Origin of the sequence: Rhodococcus sp. PvR099 (assembly GCF_017833315.1) — a bacterium.
Lineage (GTDB): Bacteria > Actinomycetota > Actinomycetes > Mycobacteriales > Mycobacteriaceae > Rhodococcus_G > Rhodococcus_G oryzae.
Genome location: NZ_JAFIBV010000001.1, coordinates 155214 through 173504 on the forward strand (window position 1 = coordinate 155214; position 18291 = coordinate 173504).

Consider the following 18291-nt stretch of genomic DNA (forward strand, 5'->3'; position numbering starts at 1 on the left):
CCTCTGTCGGATCGGTGGCCGCCTCAGGCGTTCTCGGGCAGCGGGCTGTCGATGTGGCTGGCGTCCACCAGCTTGCCCCCGGAGAACGAGAGAACCCAGGTGCTGGCCTTCCGGTTGCGGGCACGCGGCAGGGTGATCCCGTCCCGTTCCGCCCACCAGCTCAGCAGGTCGGGGATGACCCCGCTCTGACTGCAGATCACCTGGACGCCGCCGAGCGTGGCGATCTTTCGCACGCGGGACCGGGCCGCGGCCGGATCCTCCGCGTACGCCTCCTCCGAGAGCAGCGGCTCCGCCACGATCTCGGTGCCCAGCGCACGCGCCAGCGGTTCCACCGTCTGCTCGCAGCGGATGCGATCGGCCGAATGAACCGCCGTCGCACCGAAGGCGAGGAGCTGGGGCACCAGGGCCTCGGCCTGGACGCGCCCGAGCTGATCCAACGGTCGTAGCGTGTCGTCCGGAGAGTCCTTCCGTCGTCCGGCCTTGCCGTGCCGGACGACGAGCATGGTGGTGGTGTCGGCGGGAACACGGAGGAACCGGCGCATCACCTTGCCGTCCACCGAGTAGGAGAGTTCGCCTGCCACGTCCTCGGGTGCCACCCACCGGAGCTCGTCGACCTCGGAATTCGGTACGAACTCGCCACCGAGTGATTCGGCGGCCCAGTAGTCGACCCGCTTGCGCTTGCGGTGGCCGGGGATCTCGTAGGCGACTCGGGTCACGCGCCGGTCCAGGCGCACCCGTAGCCCGGTCTCCTCCTGCACCTCTCGCAGCGCCGCGACGATCGGCGTCTCCCCGGGGTCGAGCTTGCCCTTGGGGAAGGACCAGTCGTCGTACTTGGGCCGGTGGATCAGTGCGATCTCGATCTCGTAGGGATTGGTCGGTGACTTACGCCAGAGCACGGCACCTGCCGCGAAGATATTGGCCTTGATGGGTCGATCCGACTTCGAGCTCACTGGCTGCCTTCCTGTGGTGGCCGGAAAACGTTCCTACGAGCCGATTGCACGGCGGCCGCGCATCAGCTCCTGCTGGTGCTCGCGGACGCTTTCACCCCTGGCGGGCGAGGCCGCCCAGTGCCCGTCGGACTGGAGCACCCAGCACCTGGTGGTCGGGTCGAGAGCGGAGTCGAAGATGTCGCCGAGCTGACGTGCCAGCCGCGGATCCTTCACCTGGGCCATCACCTCCACCCGCCGGTCGAGATTGCGGTGCATCATGTCGGCGCTGCCGATCCAGAATTCCTCCGCGCCGACGAAATGCAGGATGCGTGAATGCTCGAGGAACCGCCCGAGAATCGAACGGACCTCGATGTTCTCGCTCAGTCCCGGCACGCCTGGCTTGAGCGCACAGATACCGCGGACCACCACCTGCACCTGCACGCCTGCCTGCGAGGCGCGATAGAGCGCGTCGATCACCTGCTCGTCCACCAGGGCGTTGGCCTTGAGGCGGACTCCCGCGGACTTGCCCTCGAGTTGGCGCGCGACCTCCGCGTCGATCCGCTTGATGATGCCGTCGCGGACGCCGTAGGGAGCGACCAGCAGGTTCCGGTACTGCGCCTTACGCGAGTATCCGGTCAGCGAGTTGAACAGGTCTGTGAGGTCGGCACCGATTTCGGGTGCGGCGGTGAGCAGGCCCACGTCCTCGTACAGCCGGGCCGTCTTCGGGTTGTAGTTCCCGGTGCCGATGTGGCAGTACCGGCGGATCGCCGAGCCCTCCCGGCGTACGACAAGGCAAGTCTTGCAATGGGTCTTGAGCCCGACCAGCCCGTACACCACGTGCACGCCCGCCTGTTCGAGCTTGCGCGCCCACTTGATGTTCGCCTGCTCGTCGAACCGTGCCTTGATCTCGACGAGCGCCACCACCTGCTTGCCAGCCTCCGCGGCGTCGATCAGCGCGTTCACGATCGGGGAGTCGCCGGAGGTGCGGTACAGCGTCTGCTTGATCGCCAGCACATGCGGATCGGCCGCCGCCTGCTCGATGAACCGCTGCACGCTGGTGGAGAACGAGTCGTAGGGGTGATGCACCAGGACGTCGCCGTCGCGCAGCGTCGAGAACACGCTCTTCGGGGTCTCCCGCTCTCCGAATGCCGGATGGGTCGCGGGCACGAAGGGGGCGTCCTTGAGGTTGGCGCGGTCGACGCCGTAGACCTGCCACAGGCAGGACAGGTCGAGCAGGCCGGGGACCTGGATCACGTCGCCCGGATCCACGTCGAGCTCGCGCAGCAGCAGTTCGAGCATGTGCTCGGTCATGTCGTCCGCGACCTCGAGCCGCACCGGCGACCCGAACCGCCTGCGGGCCAGTTCGCGCTCGAGGGCCTGCAGCAGATCCTCGTCGCGATCCTCTTCGACCTCGAAGTCGGCGTTGCGGGTGATACGGAAGGCGTGGTGCTCGACGATCTCCATCCCGGGGAACAGCGCGTTCAGGTGCGCCGCGATGAGCGCCTCCATGGGCAGGAAAGCCGGGGTGGTCGCGGGGGAATCGGTGCGGTTGACGCGGACGAACCGGTCGACGTTGTCGGGCACCTTCACCCGCGCGAAGTGCTCGCCGCCCGTCGACGAATCCTTCACGGTCACCGCGAGGTTCAGGCTCAGGCCGCTGATGTAGGGGAACGGGTGGGCCGGATCGACCGCGAGGGGGGTCAGCACGGGGAACACCTGCTCGCGGAAGTGCGCGGACAGGCGCTCCTCCTCGTCGGCATCGAGGTCTGCCCAGCCGATGATGGAGATGCCCTCCTCGGCGAGCTGGGGCAGCACCTTGTCCAGGAAGGTCCTGGCGTGCTTCTCTGCGATCTCCTGGGTCCGCCTGCCGATCAGCGCCAACTGTTCGCGCGGGCTCAGGCCGTCGGCGGAACGGACCGAGAGTCCGGTCTCGTCCCGGCGCTTGAGGCCCGCGACCCGGACCATGTAGAACTCGTCGAGGTTCGAGGCGAAGATCGCGAGGAACTTGGCGCGCTCGAGCAGCGGAAGCGACGGATCCTCGGCGAGGCTGAGCACCCGGGAGTTGAAGTCGAGCCAGCTCAGCTCGCGGTTGAGGTAGCGCTCCTCCGGCAGGGGGATGACCGAACCGTCGACCACCACCGGGGTGGCGGCGGGCGGCGCGGTCGGGATCACCGGAAGGTGATTGACGATCGGTGCGCTCCAATCGCGCTCGCCGGTTCCCGACGCCGTGTGCTGCCCGGCGTCCTGTCCGCGTACCTCACCGTTACTCACGCGTAGATCATCCCCCAGATCGCGAGTGGGCGACAAACGATGCGCATTTATCTTCGGTGAATTCGCCGGGCGGTTCCCGCGACGCCGGGCCAGCCGATCCGGTCGAGCTCCGCGGCGGTCGCCCGGCCGGGCCCCAGCAGCACCGCGGCATCGAGGTCGGCCGCGGTGTCGACATCGAGTCGCAGCCCCGGCCAGTCGCCGGTCAGTTCCGCGGCCCCGGAAAGGCGGTGTCGCCGCGCCGAGTCCGGGCCGAACGCGGGGTCGAGGTCGGCCTCCGGATCCCCGACGATCAGCGCCGCGGTTCCGGTGCCGTGGTGATCGACCACGAAGGAGCGGGGTGCCCGTGCGCCAGCGGCCAGCGCCGCCGTCAGCTCGCCCGGGCGCAGGCAGGGGAGATCGCCCTGCAACGCCACGATGGGTCCGCGGCCGTGGGTCGATCGCACATGGGTGGCGGCGGCCCGCAGGACGGTGTTGAGGCGATCGCCGCCCTCGCCTGCCGGATCGGCGTAGTGCCCGGCCCCGCACTCGCGCGCCACGCGGGCCACCGACGGGTCGGGGGTGATGACCGTGAGCTCAGCGATCCCCGACGCGTTCGCGGCCGCCGTCAAGGTGTCGCGCAGCATGGCCAGCACGAGCGCGGTCCGCTCCTGCGGCTCGAGGCGGGCGGCCAGCCTGCTCTTGGCCCGGCCGAGCTCCTTGACCGCGATCAACACGTGCGCCTGCCCCGCGGGCGGCGTGCGATGCGCTGGGTCCATACCGGCAATCCTGCCAGCACGCCGCAGCGGGCGAGCAGACCGCGGTGCCCCTGCGGCCGTCTACTCTTGGGTCCCGGTGGCAGCGGGTGGCGAGGGGAAGGGACATTCCATGAGCAAGGCAGCGGTACTGGGGGCGGGATCCTGGGGGACGGCGTTCGCGAAGGTGTTGGCCGATGCCGGCACCGATGTCACGATGTGGGCGCGGAGACCCGAAGTGGCCGAGTCGATCTCGGTCGATCACCAGAATCCGTTTTACCTCGAGGGGATCGCGTTGCCGCCCTCGCTGTCGGCGACCAGTGATCATCGCGTCGCGCTCGAGGGTGCCGATATCGTCGTCCTTGCCGTGCCCTCGCAGTCGCTGCGCGAGAACCTCGGTGCCTGGGCGCCGTCGATCGAGCCCGATTCGACGCTGTTGTCCCTGGCGAAGGGCATCGAGAGCGGGACACTGATGCGGATGAGCCAGGTCATCAGCCAGGTGGCGGGTGCGGATCCGTCGCGGGTGGCGGTGCTGTCGGGGCCCAACCTGGCCAGGGAGATCGCCGCGGGCCAGCCGGCAGCCACCGTGATCGCGTGCACCGATTCCGTTCGCGCGGTGGACCTTCAAAAGGCTTGCGCCACCGGGTATTTCCGTCCGTACACCAACTCCGACGTGATCGGCTGCGAGGTGGGAGGAGCGTGCAAGAACGTGATCGCCCTTGCCTGCGGAATGGCGTCGGGGATCGGCCTGGGGGAGAACACCAACGCCACCATCATCACCCGTGGGCTGGCCGAGATGATCAGACTCGGGGTGGCGCTCGGCGCGAACCCGGCGACGTTGGCCGGGCTGGCGGGCGTCGGCGACCTCGTCGCGACCTGCTCCTCGCCGCTCTCGCGAAACCGGACCTTCGGACACCATCTCGGTGCGGGCGGCTCCATGGAGAGCGCGCAACGGGCCACGAAGGGGCAGGTGGCCGAGGGCGTGAAGTCCTGCACCTCGGTGCGGGCGCTGGCGGCGAGTCACGACGTGGAGATGCCGCTCACCGACGCGGTTCATCGGGTCTGCCACGAGGGCATGTCGGTCCCGGATGCCGTCGGACTGCTCCTGGGGCGGCGCACCAAGCCCGAGTGAGCAGGCCCGAACGGTTCGCGCGGTCCCGATCAGCGGTGACCTGACGCGGCAGATCGGTTGGTCCAACGGTACGGTTCGGTACGTGAGTAATCCGCGTACGAGGGTGGCTGTGGTCTTCGGTGGCCGTAGCAGTGAGCACTCGGTCTCCTGTGTTTCCGCTGGTAGTGTGCTTCGCAACCTCGATCCCGAGCGTTACGAGGTGGTGCCGATCGGCATCACCCCCGACGGTGCCTGGGTGCTCGGTCCGACGGATCCCGACGCCCTCACCATCGCGGGCCGCTCACTGCCCACCGTCGACGCGGCGGGTACCGCACTGACCCTGACCGCCGACCCGACCCGTTCGGGCGCGCTTGTGTCGCTGAGCAACGACGAGGCGGGCGCGGTCCTCGCGTCGGTGGACGTGGTGTTCCCGGTCCTGCACGGCGCCTACGGAGAGGACGGCACCATCCAGGGCCTGCTCGAGCTCGCGGGCCTGCCGTACGTCGGTCCCGGTGTGCTGGCCAGCGCGGCGGGCATGGACAAGGAGTTCACCAAGAAGCTGCTCGCGGCCGATGGGCTGCCGATCGGTGAGCAGGTGGTGCTGCGCGCGGGCACCGCGACGGTGTCGCCCGCCGATCGCGAGCGGCTCGGCCTCCCGGTGTTCGTCAAGCCCGCCCGCGGTGGGTCCTCGATCGGTATCTCCCGGGTGTCATCATGGGATCAGCTCGACGCGGCGATCGAAATGGCCCGCAGACACGACCCGAAGGTCATCGTCGAGGCGGGCATCGTCGGCCGCGAGGTCGAGTGCGGTGTCCTCGAATTCCCGGATGGCTCAGTGAAATCCAGTGTCGTGGCGGAGATCCGGATGCCGGAGTTCGCTGGCGACGACGGCGCCTTCTACGACTTCGACACCAAGTACCTCGACGACATCTGCGAGTTCGATGTCCCTGCCAAGCTCGACGACGCGATCAGCGAGGAGATCCGGGCGATCGCCGTGCGGGCCTTCGCCGCGCTCGACTGCCAGGGGCTCGCCCGGGTCGACTTCTTCATCACCGAGAACGGCCCGGTGATCAACGAGATCAACACGATGCCCGGGTTCACCTCGATCTCGATGTACCCGCGGATGTGGGACGCCGCCGGGATCGACTACCGGACCCTGGTGTCCACTCTGGTCGAGACGGCGCTGGCCCGGGGGACCGGCCTGCGCTGACGCAGGCCGGCAGGCCCGGGGTCATGGGGTCGGAATGGGCGCCGGGTCCAGCGGCCGCTGCTCCAGAGTGCTGGTGATTGCGGCCGAGGCGTCCTGCAGTGGGGTCGGACCCGATCCGTGCGGCACGGTCAGTGCGACGTAGACGCCTCGATCGACCGCGAACCAGGTGCTGGCGTCCAGTCCTTCTTCGCCGGGAACCTCGAACCACTGCACCGCGTCGACCACCGTCAACGGCGATGCCGCGTTGAACTCGAGCGGACGGTCCACCCCACAGCGAAGCACGACCTCCTTGGCGTCGTCCGCCTGCCAGGCGGCCGCTCCAACGGGGGCCGGATCCATCAGTTCGGCTCTCTCGAAATCGCCGAGGTTCTCGGGCAATGCCGCGATCAGGGCGGCGCACTCGGGGGACTCGGCGGCGGGGGCGGGCACCGTGCCGAGCGCGACCGGCTCCTGGATGGGGTCGCGTCCGGCGATCACGGCGGCGACGAGCACGCCGACCACAAGGGCGACCGGGAGGGCGACCGCGACGGCGATCAGCGCCGGGCTGCGCCGTGCGGTGGGATGGGGTTCTGTGGGTTCGGGAGCGTCAGCGGAATCGGGGAGATCGGGGTCGTTCACGGTTACTAGTGTGCCGCAACCTGACATGTCAGGGTCCGGGTGATTCCCTGGACGCGTTGAATCCGCTGCACCACGCCTGGTAGCTCGGTCGTGTCCGCGGCCTCGACCCGGACCACCACGTCGTAGGGGCCGAGGACGTCCTCCGCGCTGAGAACGCCAGGTAGCTGGCTGATCACCTCGGAGACGAGCAGGGCCTTGCCGACCTCGGTCTGGATCAGAACGAAAGCTTGCATCGCTGACGCCCCTTCTCGGTGCAGTGCCCGCGACCTCGGTAGAGTCGCGGTGGCCCTGGCCTGCCACTTGCACGGTCGGGTCACTCCCGGCTGCGATAAAGGGTACCGGTTCTCATTCCTCGGAGGTGCGTCATCGAATCGACTGATCGCGGCACCGATGCCGGGCGCACGGTCGCCGACATCGGCGAATTCGCGGTGATCGACCGGGCGGTGGCGGGTCGAGCGCAACCCGAGAGCACGCTGCTCGGCCCCGGAGACGACGCCGCGGTGGTGCGGGCGCTGGACGGCGCGGTGGTCGCCTCGACCGACATGCTGGTCGAGGGCAGGCACTTCCGGCTGGACTGGTCGACCCCCGAACAGGTGGGGCGCAAGGCGGTCGCGCAGAACGGCGCGGACATCGTCGCGATGGGCGCCTGGCCGACCTCGTTCCTGGTCGCGATCGGGTGCCCACCGAGCACGCCGGTATCCGTCACCGACGCGCTGACGGACGGGATCTGGGCCGAGGTGGCCGGGTTCGGTGCGGGTGTGATCGGCGGGGACATGGTGCAGGCGGAGCAGTTGGTGGTCTCGATCACGGTGCTCGGAGACCTGGGCGGGCACGCGCCGGTGCTGCGGTCCGGGGCGCGTCCCGGCGATCAGGTGGCCGTCGCGGGTCGGCTCGGCTGGTCGGCGGCGGGACTGGCCGCGTTGCTCGCCGAATCGGATCGTTTCCCGGAACTTGTTGCCGCGCACAAGGTTCCGTTCCCACCCTACGAGAGCGGTCCGGTTGCGGCGCGCGCAGGGGCCACCGCCATGACCGATGTGTCCGACGGACTGATCGCTGATCTGGGGCACATGTGCACAGCCTCGGGGGTCGCGATGGACCTGGACAGCGCGCTGCTCGAACCCGGGCCCGAGCTCTCCGAGGCCGCGACGGCGCTGGGGGCGGACGCGCTCGACTGGGTGCTCACCGGTGGCGAGGACCATGCCCTGGCCGCGACCTTCCCCGCCGAAGCGTCGCTGCCTTCGGGTTGGCGTCGGATCGGGTCGGTCCTGGCCGGTGACGGCGTGCAGGTCGACGGCCGTTCCTGGGCGGGCGGCGGCGGATGGCAGAGCTTCGATTAGATAGATTGCCCGCATGCCTATCTACGCCCTCGGTGACCGCGTTCCCGACATCCATCCGGACGCGTACGTCCACCCCGACGCCGTGGTGATCGGTGCGGTCACCCTGGCCGCGGGTGCCTCGGTGTGGCCGCAGGCGGTGCTGCGCGGCGACTACGGCACCATCACGATCGGCGCGGACACCAACATCCAGGACGGCACCGTCATCCACTGCACCCCGATCGATCCGACGGTGATCAGGTCGGGCTGCGTGGTGGGGCACAGCGCGCACATCGAGGGCGCCACCATCGGCGACAACTGCCTGATCGCGTCCGGATCGGTCGTGCTGAACGGTTCGAAGGTCGGCAGCGGCGCGATCGTCGGCGCCGGAGCCGTCATCCCGTTCAAGTTCGAGGTGCCCGCGCGCCGGATGGCGCTCGGCGTGCCCGCGAAGATCCGCGAGGGCTACGAGGTGCCCGAGGGGCACCTGGATATCAACGTGAAGACCTATTCGGCGAACGCCGCGTTCTACCGGGACGCGCTCCGGCGTCTCGACTGATGCCGGCCCGACCGCTCGACGAGCTGATGGAGGCGGGCTGGGCGCAGGCCCTGGCGCCGGTTGCGGGACGGATCTCCGCGATGGAGGAGTTCGTGCGTGACGAGGCCGCGCGGGGCCGCGACCCCCTGCCTGCTCAGGAGAACGTGCTGCGGGCCTTCCGGCAGCCGTTTCGTGACGTCCGGGTGCTGATCGTGGGCCAGGACCCCTACCCGACGCCGGGACATGCGGTGGGACTGAGCTTCTCGGTGGCGCCGGACGTGCGTCCGGTGCCGCGCAGCCTCGGCAACATCTTCGCCGAGTACAGCGAGGATCTGGGGTTGCCCACGCCCGGCAACGGCGACCTGACGTCGTGGGCCGAGCGGGGCGTGCTGCTGCTCAACAGGGTGCTCACCGTCGAGTCCGGCAGGGCGGCCGCGCATCGAGGCAAGGGCTGGGAAGCCGTGACCGAGCAGGCCATCCGGGCACTGGTCGCGAGGCCCGAGCCGATGGTGGCGATCCTGTGGGGACGTGACGCGGGCACCCTGAAGCCGATGCTCGGCGATGTGCCGGTGATCGAGTCCGCGCATCCGTCGCCGCTGTCGGCCCGGCGTGGATTCTTCGGGTCGCGGCCGTTCAGCCGCGCCAACCGGCTCCTCGACGAACTGGGGGAGGGGCCGGTCGACTGGCGGCTGCCCTCCTGAGCGATCGCCCCGCCGTGGGTTGATATTCATGCAACGGTGTCGGGGGAACTGAGCATCAGGTAGGAACGCTTGTCTCGCCTTGAGATCAGGGGCCGTAGTGCTCCACGACGAGGCGGGTGAGCGGGTCTGGGTACTCCCAGAAGGCTTCGTCCAGCTCGCCCAGGCGTCCGTTGTCGGCTTCGGTCAGGCGGCCGTAGATGTCCGAGATCGATTCGATCCCGCCTGCGGCGAGGTGCGGCTCGACGACGATGAACATCGCCCGCAGGATGCCGGCGGCCGCCGCCGCGCCGATCGCATCCAATGCGGTGACCGCGGTCTCGTGATTGCGGATGCCCCAGTTCCCGAGGAACTGCAGGAACCCGCCGTTGTTGATGTCGGCCTCCGCCCGCCACAGCGCGACCAGGTCGCAGTCGCGCGGCGAGATCGCATCCACGTTCCAATCGGCGGTCATGAGTCGGCCGAGTGCGGCGTCGTAGAGGCGATCCTGCAGGATCTCCCACACGCTCACCATTCCCTCCGGGCTCGGCTCCCACAGTTCCGGCCAGTTCACGCCGTGACCGTCATCGGTCAGCGCCCACCGCTCCCGCTCCGCGGGTGTCGCCTTCTCCAGACGAACATGGCGCCGGAGCGGCTCAGTGAGTGTTTGCCCGTCGGCGAGGGTCAGCACGACGGCGGCATCGGTGAGGGCGACGCCGGTGATGCGGTTAGTCCCGTTGGTGTCGAATCGTTCCTCTGTCACCCGGAGATCCTAATCAGGTCCTGAACTGGGGTGATGACACGTCCCTGTCGGATCCGGAGAGTGCGGGTAATGGGTCCGAGTCGGGTCTCATTCCTGTGTGCAGCGCGCGCCGCGTGGGCGAGGATTGGATCCGATCCCTGAAACGTCAAGAAGGAGTCGACGCGATGACGAAGTACCTGATCTCGTTCCCGAGTGGCGCCATGGACTTTCCCGACGAGGTTCTGCAGGCAGCGTCGGATGCGTCGCACGCGGTGGTGGAGGAGGCGAAGGACGCCGGCGTCTGGGTGTTCGGCGGTGGAATCGACGAGAGCGTTCCGCCTGTCCTGGTCGATGGGGATGGCACGGTGACCGAGGGCACGTACCCGCAGACGAAGCAGCTCGAAGGCGGTTACACGGTGCTGGAGTTGCCCTCCCGCGAGGCGGCACTGAAATGGGCTGCGAAGATCGCGGTTGCCTGCCAGTGCGCGCAGGAGGTACGCGCGTTCCACTACGACCCCGCGAGCTGAACGTACGGCTGCATTGTGGGCGCTCGCTGTCTTTCGACGCGCCTGCGCTTTTCGCCGGGCGCGTTCGAGGAGCTCTTTCGGGTGGTGGCGGTGGTTGATCCGGGGTTTCTGTTCGGGGTCGATGTGCGGCGGTGGGATCCATTCGGTGCGTCCGGCGTATTCGGAGGCTTTGGACGCGGTGCGGGTTTGCCAGCCGCCGGGGCCGTCGTGGATGAGTGCGTGGCAGCCGTCGCATCCGAGGGTCATGCTGCCGATGTCGGTGGCGCCGCCCTTGGACCAGTCATGGACGTGGTGGACGGCGGTCATCGTGGCGGGGGCGTCGCAGCCGGGTCGGGTGCAACCTCGATCGGCGGCGATCAACGCGAGTCGTTGGTCTGCGGTGGCGAGGCGTTTCGAACGTCCGAGGTGCAGGGGTCTGCCGTTGTGGTCGAAGAGCACCAGTACTGGGTGCGAGCGTTCGGCCATCTTCAGTGCGTCTCGAATGGGGAGGATCCCGCCGGACGCGGTGGTGGCGACACCCGTGGCGTGTTCGAGCTGATCGAGGGTCATGGTGATGATCGTCGTCGCGGGAAGCCCGCGATGGGAACCGAGGATGCCGGATGCGAGGAGTGCGCGCAGTGCTTCCTTGACTGCGTCGTGGTTGCGTTGCGCGGCGGTGCGGGTGTCGAGGCCCGCGGCGGCGGCAAGCTGGTCGCGGTCGACGCTGGGGTGTTCGGCGGCGCCGGTGGGTGATTCGGGGTCGTCGGGATTGTTCATCCCTGGCCGCGCCCATTTCGCGAGGATCGGGTCGAGCAACGCTCGGGTCTCGGGGTCGAGGTGCCCGGAGATCGGTGTCATGAGGTTCTGGTCTTGCCGGCCGAGGCGGATCCCGCGAAGACGCTTGCGGTCCTTGTCGTCTGTGAGGTTGCCGTCGGGGTTCAGGTGCGCGAGCAACTCGTGCCCGGCTTTCTCGACGTCCTCGGGTGTGGCCGAGCGCGCCAGTTCCGCCAGAATCTGCTCCGCGGCGGCGACGTCGGAACTGCTGACGGCGTGCGGGATCTTGCGGATGACTTCGCGTATCGCGCGGGCATGGTCCGGGCCGATGTCGCCGTCGCGTTGCGCGGTAGCGGTGTCGGGCAGATCGGCGGGAAGCGGTTGGCCGGAGAGCGCATGCCAGGTACCCAGTGACTTCGCTGCGGTGACCCTCGCGGAGGCATCGGCCGCGGAGATCCGAAGCACCCCGATGAGCAGCTTGTTGACGGACTTGTGACCGAGCTTGCCGGGCAGCGAACGTTCGGCCGTTTCGACGATCAGGTTGTGGCCGACCGCCGAGGCCCGGCGCAGCGTTTTCTCCAACCAGCGCATGGTGTCGGTCAGCTCGGCGTCGGAGAGCCCGGTCAAATCGCTGTCGCCCAGTCCCTCGACGGCGTCGGCGATCGCGGACAGGTGTTCCTGCACCTGCCTCGCAGCCCCGGCGTCATCGATCGAACTCATGTTCGAATTCTAGCGTGGGGGTCCGACACGACACGTCATCACGAAGTCGTATCCAGTCGGCACACATCTCGTGGCCGGCCAAACCAGCGTTCGGCGGGGCGGTCCGGACTCGCGAGTACGCTGACTTTGCAGCAGGTCGGGGCGGATTCTGTCGTGGAGGGTCACGCCATGCGCTATGTCGCGAGTCGTCGTCGGTTCGTCGCCTGGGCCGTTGCGTCCGCGGCTGGTCTGGCGTTCCCGCTTGGCTTGCCCGCCGCGGCGCAGGCGGACGGGCCGCCCATGCCGACCCCGGCGACCACGGTGTTTCAGGTCCCGGTGACGTTCGTCTCGGCGTGTAGCACGGTTGGGTTCAGATGCTGGGTGCCGCACCAGCTGGCAGCGGTGACGCCGACGGCCACGACGGGTGCTCCCGGCGTGGTCACCTTTGCGGCCGGTCCTCCGACGACGACCTCGATCACCACGCTCGACTGTATTGACGTGTCGGTGAACTGGCGAAATCTGACCACGGGTGCGGCCGGTACCACCGTGCTCCGAGCCATACAGCCCACTGACTTCAGTGCGTCCATCGCGCCGGACGAGTGGTGCCGATACGCCCCCGCGACAGTGGTCGCCGGTAGCGGCACGGTCGCCTCGATCGCCGACGTCAATGCCCGCGTATTCCCGCACGGGAGCGGCACCTGGCCTCAGGTGCCGGTCAGTCCCGGGATCGGTGTTTTCCAACTCCCGTAGACGCTTGGGCCCGTTGCTCGGGTGGCCTTTTGAGTCGGCCCGACCGCATACGTGGGCCGGAGGGACAGCTCGCGAGCAGTCCCTCCGGCCTCCTATCGCGCGTGGTGAACCTGTCGGAAGCGCTGGTCGAGCTACTGGCCTGCGGAGAAGTCGGCGCGACGCTTCTCGACGAAGGCGTCGACGCCTTCCCGGCCGGTCGGGCCTGCGGCCGCGGCCGAGATCGAGGCGGTCTCGGCGTCCAGCTGCTCGGACAGCGAACGCTGACCCGACTGGGCGAGCAGGCGCTTGATGCCCGCATATGCGGCGGTCGGGCCTGCCGCGAGGGTGCGGGCGACCCGCAGTGCCTCTTCGCGGATCTCGTCATCGCCGACCAGCCTGCTCAGGATGCCGAGCCGCACCGCCTCGTCACCGCCGATGATCGCGTCGGTGAGCAGGATCTCGCGGGCCTTGGCGATACCGACGATCCGCGGCAGCGTCCAGGACATGCCGCCGTCGGGGGTGTACCCGATCGAGGGGTAGGCCGGGCGGAGCTTGGTGGACGGGCCACCGATGGAGACGTCGGAGGCGCAGACCAGGCTCATGCCCGCGCCTGCCGCCCAGCCCTGAACCGCGGCGACGACGGGGATCTCGGTGGCATCGATCGCGCGGACGAAGTCGTGCAGGGTGCGCGCGAGGTAGTCGACGAACTCGCCGCGGTTCTCGGCGGCGGCGAAGGCCCGGACGTTGCCGCCAGCGCAGAAGTTGGCGCCCTCGCCGATCAACAGGACGCTGCGCGCGGCGAGGGTGCCCGCCGCCACGGCTTGCAGGGCGGTGGTGCCCTGGCTCACCCCGTCGAAGTCGAGGGAGGTGCCGTTGTCGGCGGTGGCGATTGCGATTCGGAGTACGTCGCCTTCGAGGCGGACGTGGCTGAGGCCGTCGAGTGAAGTCACCGATGAACCATATCGGGGCCGCAGATACGACTGTGCCCCGACACCTGAGGTGTCGGGGCACAGTCGTGAAAGCGTGGAACGCGTCAGCCGCGGACGACCTTGCCTGCCTTGAGGCAGGAGGTGCACACGTTGAGCTTCTGACGGGTACCGGGTCCAACCTGGGCCCGGACAGTCTGAATGTTCGGGTTCCAACGACGGTTGGTACGCCGGTGCGAGTGCGAGACCGACTTACCGAAGCCGGGCCCCTTGGCGCATACGTCGCAGACGGCAGCCATAGTCGCGAACTCCTTGAATTGATGTACGGATATCTTCTTTGGTGCTGGCCTACGAACACGGGACACCGAAGTGACCCTTGCGAGGCAACCCTGCAAGAGTAACCGTATCCGTGTTGATTGACCAAACCGGCCTGTCCCGCACGTGGAGCCGGGCGGACCGTCTGTGGAGAAGGATAGTCTGGCCGAGCCGAGCAGTTCCCACTAGGGCAGAGAGGAAGAGTCGAGTTGCTCATTGCCCTGGACAGCGTGGACGGCGAGGCGTTGCTGCGTTGGTCGCGATGGTGCGTGGACGGCCTCGTCGCCCGCTGCGAGGAGATCAACAGCCTCAATGTCTTCCCGGTCCCGGACTCGGACACCGGCACGAATCTCCTGTTCACCATGCGCGCGGCTGCCGAAGGCGCCGAGGTCGTCGGCCCGGCCGCCTCGGTGGGTGCGGTGGCCGCGGCCCTGGCCCGAGGTGCGGTCGCGGGAGCTCGCGGTAACTCCGGTGTGATCCTGTCCCAGGTGCTGCGTGGGATCGCCGAGGTCGCAGGCGACGAGCCGCTGGACGCCCGGCTGCTGCGCGGTGCGCTGAACGAGGCCGCCGTGCTGGCGACCGAGGCGATCAGCATCCCGGTCGAGGGCACGATCGTGACGGTGCTCCGGCACGCCGCCGCGGCGGCGGACGGGTGCCCGCACGACGCGGCGCTGTCGGTGGTGGCCACGGAGGCCGCCGACGCCGCCGCCGAGGCGCTCGCGCGCACCCCCTCGCAGCTCTCCGTTCTCGGCGCGGCGGGCGTGGTCGACGCGGGCGGGCTCGGGCTGCTGGTCATCCTCGACGCGCTCGTCGGCGTGGTCACGGGGGCGACACCCGAGCGCCAGGACATCGTGGTCGCGCCGGTCACGCTGGCGACCCCCGGCGTGGTCGTCCCGCCGTCCGCCTGCGCGGACGAGCCGGGCGAGCAGGACTACGAGGTGATGTACCTGCTCTCCGGGTCCGACTCGCGAAGGGTGGACACCTTGCGGTCCCGGCTCGGTGAGCTGGGCGACTCGGTGATCATCGTCGGTGACGGTGAGGGCTCCTGGTCGGTGCACGTGCACTGCTCGGATCCCGGCCCCGCGGTCGAGGCCGGGCTCGCGGCGGGTCGCACCCACGACATCCGGATCTCCTGCTTTGCCCTCGACGAGACGCGTGCCGGGCGGGTGGGCAGGCGTGCAGGCGCGACCGACCGCGGGGTTCTCGCGATCGTCGCGGGTGACGGCGCCGCCGACCTCTTCGCGGGGGAGGGTGCGATGGTGCTCCGCTGTGACGAACCGGTCACCCCCGATCAGCTGCTCGACGCGATTCGCGCGCTCGATTGCGGTGAGGTGCTGGTGCTCCCGAACGGCGCGCTCTCGGCGCCGGAGCTGGTGACCATCGGAGTCGCCGCCCGCGACGAGAGCCACGAGGTGCTGCTGTTGCCCTGCTCGTCGATGGTGCAGGGACTCGCCGCCCTCGCCGTGCACGACCCGGGTCGGGCCGCCGTCGACGATGTGTTCGCGATGTCCGAGGCGGCAGCGACGACGCGCTGGGGATCGTTGCGCGTGGCGACGGAGCGGGCGCTCACCCTGATGGGTACGTGCGAGGCCGGCGACGGACTCGGGCTGATCGGCCGCGAGGTCGTGGTGATCGCGCCCGATCCGGCCGAGGCGGGCAGGCGCCTGATCGACCAGGTTCTCGGGGTCGGCGGCGAACTGTTGACTTTGTTGTTGGGGGCAGAGATTCCCGCGGGCTTCGCCGACCTCCTCTCGGAGCATGTCGCGGCGCGCCACCCGGGCGTCGAGGTGTTGGTCTACGAGGGCGGGCAGGCCGGGGATCTGCTGCAGCTCGGCGTCGAATAGGCGGTGTGATGGCAACTCTGACCGATCGGATCGATCACCTGCTGGGCCGCAAGGTCGCGGAGCCGCTCGCGGAGGCGTTCGGGATCGAGACCATGCAGGACCTGCTGCGGCACTACCCACACCGGTACGCGACGCAGGGCGCCGAGCTCGGCGAGAAGGAGCCGCCCGAGGGCACGCACCTGACGATCCTGGCGACGGTGACCTCGGCCGCGATCATCTCGATGAAGTCGCGCAGCGGGAAGATGCTCAAGGTGGTGCTGACGTCCGACAAGCAGAGCGTCGACGCCACCTTCTTCAACCCGCAAAAGGTGGCGCACTCCATCAAACCCGGTGTGCGCGCGATGTTCTCGGGGAACGTGAAGTACTTCAGGGGCAAGCTGGGGCTCACCCATCCCAGCTATCTCATCCTGCCGAACCGTGACGAGGACGACGGTTCGGTGGTGGCCGCGGGCAAGGTGCGCGGTGGTGGTGCCCTGGCCGGGATGGCGCGCAGCGCGCAGGATCCGGGCGCTGGGGTCGACATGTCGATCTTCGAACGGAACCTCATCCCGCTGTACCCGGCGACCCGCGAGGTCGAGAGCTGGACGCTGCTCCGGTGCATCCGTCAGGTGCTCGACCAGCTCGACGAGGTGCAGGACCCGCTGCCCGAGGAGATTCGGCGTGAGCACGGGCTGATCGGTCTCGACGAGGCGCTGCGATCGGTGCACCTGCCGGAGACGAAGGACGAGGTGGATCTCGCCCGCGAGCGCCTCCGGTTCGACGAGGCGGTCGCCCTGCAGTTGGTGCTGGCGCAGCGCAGCCACGAGGTGGCGGGACGGGTGGCGCCCGCCTGCCCGCCGAAGCCCGACGGTGTCGCCGCCGCGTTCGAGGCACGGCTGCCGTTCACCCTGACCGAGGGGCAGCACGCGGTCGCCGAGGAGATCTCCGCCGACCTCGGCCGGGCACACCCGATGAACCGGTTGCTGCAGGGTGAGGTCGGCTCGGGTAAGACCGTCGTCGCGTTGCGCGCCATGCTGCAGGTGATCGATGCCGGCTATCAGTGCGCGCTGCTGGCGCCGACGGAGGTGCTCGCCGCGCAGCACGCCCGGTCGCTGCGGCAGATGCTCGGAAACCTCGCCATGGCAGGCGAACTCGGCGCCGACGAGCTGGCCACGCGGGTGGCCCTGTTGACCGGGTCGATGTCGGTCGCGGCCCGCCGCGCCGCGTTGCTGGAGGCGGTGACGGGCGATGCCGGGATCGTCATCGGCACCCACGCCCTCATCCAGGACGGCGTCGAGTTCTTCAACCTCGGCATGGTGGTGGTGGACGAACAGCATCGGTTCGGCGTCGAGCAGCGCGACGAGTTGCGGGGCCGGGCACGCGAGGGGCTCAGCCCGCACCTGCTGGTGATGACGGCGACGCCCATTCCCCGGACCATCGCGATGACCGTGCTCGGCGACCTCGAGACCTCGACGCTGCGGCAGCTGCCCAGCGGGCGGTCGCCCATCGTCAGCAAGGTCGTGCCCGCTCTGACCCAGCCTGCGTGGGTGGACCGCGCCTGGGAACGGATCCGCGAGGAGGTCGCCGACGGCAGGCAGGCCTATGTGGTGTGCTCGCGGATCGGCGAGGGCGACGACGCCCCCGACGCGAAGGAGCAGCCCACGACGGCGGCGCTGGCGCTGTTCGAGGAGCTGCGGTTCGGTCCGCTGTCCGATCTGCGGGTCGGCTTGCTGCACGGCCGGTTGCCCGCGGACGAGAAGGACGCGGTGATGCGCGATTTCACCGCGGGACTGATCGACGTGCTGGTGTGCACCACCGTGGTCGAGGTCGGCGTGGACGTGCCGAACGCGACCGTGATGGTGCTCAAGGATGCGGACCGGTTCGGCGTCAGTCAGCTCCACCAGCTCCGCGGCCGGGTGGGTCGTGGCGCCCACCAGGGGCTGTGCCTGCTCATCACGGACACCAAGCCCGGCTCACCGCCGTTCGAACGACTGACCGCGGTGGCGGGCACGAACGACGGCTTCGAGCTCGCCCAGCTCGACCTCGCCCAGCGGCGCGAGGGCGACGTGCTCGGCGCCGCGCAATCCGGCAGCACCACCACCCTCCGGTTGCTCTCGCTGCTCGACCACGAGGACGTGATCGTCGCCGCGCGCGAGTTCTCGCGCGCGGTGATCGACGCCGATCCGGACCTGGCCCGGCATCCTGGCTTGGCCTCGATGGTGACCGCCGCGATCGACGCCGAGAAGATCGAGTACCTGGAGAAGTCCTAGGCGGCATACTTCCCTGGTCGGCGGCCACGGTCGGGCGCCAACGGGGCGCTACGCGCTGTATGACCTCACCTCGGGGGATCGCGCTGCCATCCCGATCATGAACGGCCGT

17 protein-coding genes and 1 pseudogene are annotated in these 18291 nt (G+C 69.3%); 8 read left to right on the plus strand and 10 right to left on the minus strand.

Going from position 1 to position 18291, the window contains the following annotated elements:
• Window positions 1-23: 23 nt before the first annotated feature.
• The 3 genes from JOE46_RS00795 to cofC form a co-directional block, all read right to left on the minus strand.
• Entirely contained in the window at window positions 24-950 is a 927-nt protein-coding gene (locus JOE46_RS00795; protein ID WP_097213560.1) for an NUDIX hydrolase, read from the minus strand.
• A 33-nt stretch (window positions 951-983) separates the two neighbouring features.
• A complete protein-coding gene (locus JOE46_RS00800) occupies window positions 984-3119 on the minus strand; it encodes an RNA degradosome polyphosphate kinase (protein ID WP_373560289.1) in 2136 nt (711 codons plus the stop codon).
• Between the two features lie 128 nt (window positions 3120-3247).
• On the minus strand, window positions 3248-3955 hold the full coding sequence (cofC, locus tag JOE46_RS00805; protein WP_097213558.1) for a 2-phospho-L-lactate guanylyltransferase: 708 nt from the start codon (window positions 3953-3955) through the stop codon (window positions 3248-3250).
• A 109-nt stretch (window positions 3956-4064) separates the two neighbouring features.
• Between cofC and JOE46_RS00810 the strand changes: the two genes are divergently transcribed.
• Both JOE46_RS00810 and JOE46_RS00815 read left to right on the plus strand, forming a co-directional pair.
• Entirely contained in the window at window positions 4065-5063 is a 999-nt protein-coding gene (locus JOE46_RS00810) for an NAD(P)H-dependent glycerol-3-phosphate dehydrogenase (RefSeq protein ID WP_097213557.1), read from the plus strand.
• Window positions 5064-5145: 82 nt separating this feature from the next.
• Window positions 5146-6252: a D-alanine--D-alanine ligase family protein gene (locus JOE46_RS00815; protein WP_097213657.1), complete on the plus strand. Its 1107-nt coding sequence runs from the start codon at window positions 5146-5148 to the stop codon at window positions 6250-6252.
• 21 nt (window positions 6253-6273) lie between these two features.
• Here the strand turns inward: JOE46_RS00815 and JOE46_RS00820 are convergent, their stop codons facing one another.
• Window positions 6274-6897 (minus strand): DUF3515 domain-containing protein, encoded by a 624-nt coding sequence (locus tag JOE46_RS00820; RefSeq protein ID WP_097213556.1) that lies wholly within the window; start codon window positions 6895-6897, stop codon window positions 6274-6276.
• On the minus strand, window positions 6876-7103 hold the full coding sequence (locus tag JOE46_RS00825; protein ID WP_077041177.1) for an Lrp/AsnC ligand binding domain-containing protein: 228 nt from the start codon (window positions 7101-7103) through the stop codon (window positions 6876-6878). Before JOE46_RS00825 ends, JOE46_RS00820 begins: the two co-directional genes overlap by 22 nt.
• A 132-nt stretch (window positions 7104-7235) precedes the next feature.
• Between JOE46_RS00825 and JOE46_RS00830 the strand changes: the two genes are divergently transcribed.
• From JOE46_RS00830 to JOE46_RS00840, 3 genes are read left to right on the plus strand one after another with little or no spacing between them, the layout of a single operon-like run.
• Entirely contained in the window at window positions 7236-8207 is a 972-nt protein-coding gene (locus tag JOE46_RS00830; protein ID WP_179800682.1) for a thiamine-phosphate kinase, read from the plus strand.
• Window positions 8208-8220: 13 nt separating this feature from the next.
• Window positions 8221-8742, plus strand: coding sequence for a gamma carbonic anhydrase family protein (locus tag JOE46_RS00835; protein ID WP_097213554.1), 522 nt, complete (start codon window positions 8221-8223; stop codon window positions 8740-8742).
• Window positions 8742-9422 carry a uracil-DNA glycosylase gene (locus JOE46_RS00840; protein ID WP_097213553.1) on the plus strand — a complete coding sequence of 227 codons (681 nt, stop codon included), beginning with the start codon at window positions 8742-8744 and terminating at the stop codon, window positions 9420-9422. Before JOE46_RS00835 ends, JOE46_RS00840 begins: the two co-directional genes overlap by 1 nt.
• A gap of 85 nt (window positions 9423-9507) precedes the next feature.
• On the opposite strand, the gene JOE46_RS26895 is transcribed toward JOE46_RS00840, so the two are convergent.
• Window positions 9508-10161 (minus strand): DUF4375 domain-containing protein, encoded by a 654-nt coding sequence (locus tag JOE46_RS26895; protein WP_097213552.1) that lies wholly within the window; start codon window positions 10159-10161, stop codon window positions 9508-9510.
• Between the two features lie 164 nt (window positions 10162-10325).
• On the opposite strand from JOE46_RS26895, the gene JOE46_RS00850 reads away from it, so the two are divergent.
• Window positions 10326-10667, plus strand: coding sequence for a YciI family protein (locus JOE46_RS00850; protein WP_097213551.1), 342 nt, complete (start codon window positions 10326-10328; stop codon window positions 10665-10667).
• Between the two features lie 216 nt (window positions 10668-10883).
• On the opposite strand, the pseudogene JOE46_RS00855 reads toward JOE46_RS00850, so the two are convergent.
• From JOE46_RS00855 to rpmB, 4 genes and pseudogenes are all read right to left on the minus strand, one after another.
• Window positions 10884-12140, minus strand: a pseudogene (locus JOE46_RS00855) (DUF222 domain-containing protein); the annotation flags it as partial.
• A 305-nt stretch (window positions 12141-12445) separates the two neighbouring features.
• Window positions 12446-12598, minus strand: a complete 153-nt coding sequence (locus JOE46_RS00860) for a hypothetical protein (protein WP_179800613.1) — start codon at window positions 12596-12598, stop codon at window positions 12446-12448.
• 402 nt (window positions 12599-13000) lie between these two features.
• The gene (locus JOE46_RS00865; RefSeq protein WP_097212636.1) at window positions 13001-13798 is read right to left on the minus strand and encodes an enoyl-CoA hydratase/isomerase family protein; all 798 of its coding nucleotides are present in this window, start codon (window positions 13796-13798) and stop codon (window positions 13001-13003) included.
• An 83-nt stretch (window positions 13799-13881) separates the two neighbouring features.
• Entirely contained in the window at window positions 13882-14073 is a 192-nt protein-coding gene (gene rpmB / locus JOE46_RS00870; RefSeq protein WP_072750141.1) for a 50S ribosomal protein L28, read from the minus strand.
• A gap of 225 nt (window positions 14074-14298) precedes the next feature.
• Between rpmB and JOE46_RS00875 the strand changes: the two genes are divergently transcribed.
• Complete coding sequence (locus tag JOE46_RS00875) at window positions 14299-15933, plus strand: DAK2 domain-containing protein (protein WP_245220879.1); 1635 nt, start codon at window positions 14299-14301, stop codon at window positions 15931-15933.
• Window positions 15934-15941: 8 nt separating this feature from the next.
• On the plus strand, window positions 15942-18182 hold the full coding sequence (recG, locus tag JOE46_RS00880) for an ATP-dependent DNA helicase RecG (RefSeq protein WP_097212638.1): 2241 nt from the start codon (window positions 15942-15944) through the stop codon (window positions 18180-18182).
• The last annotated feature ends 109 nt before the right edge of the window (window positions 18183-18291 follow it).

What these genes read in the sequence shown, in the direction of transcription:
- cofC (WP_097213558.1), bottom strand. Translation starts at nt 3,955, where the DNA reads ATGGACCCAGCGCATCGCACGCCGCCCGCGGGGCAGGCGCACGTGTTG.
- JOE46_RS00810 (WP_097213557.1), top strand. Translation starts at nt 4,065, where the DNA reads ATGAGCAAGGCAGCGGTACTGGGGGCGGGATCCTGGGGGACGGCGTTC.
- JOE46_RS00820 (WP_097213556.1), bottom strand. Translation starts at nt 6,897, where the DNA reads ATGTCAGGTTGCGGCACACTAGTAACCGTGAACGACCCCGATCTCCCC.
- JOE46_RS00825 (WP_077041177.1), bottom strand. Translation starts at nt 7,103, where the DNA reads ATGCAAGCTTTCGTTCTGATCCAGACCGAGGTCGGCAAGGCCCTGCTC.
- JOE46_RS00835 (WP_097213554.1), top strand. Translation starts at nt 8,221, where the DNA reads ATGCCTATCTACGCCCTCGGTGACCGCGTTCCCGACATCCATCCGGAC.
- JOE46_RS00840 (WP_097213553.1), top strand. Translation starts at nt 8,742, where the DNA reads ATGCCGGCCCGACCGCTCGACGAGCTGATGGAGGCGGGCTGGGCGCAG.
- JOE46_RS00850 (WP_097213551.1), top strand. Translation starts at nt 10,326, where the DNA reads ATGACGAAGTACCTGATCTCGTTCCCGAGTGGCGCCATGGACTTTCCC.
- rpmB (WP_072750141.1), bottom strand. Translation starts at nt 14,073, where the DNA reads ATGGCTGCCGTCTGCGACGTATGCGCCAAGGGGCCCGGCTTCGGTAAG.
- recG (WP_097212638.1), top strand. Translation starts at nt 15,942, where the DNA reads ATGGCAACTCTGACCGATCGGATCGATCACCTGCTGGGCCGCAAGGTC.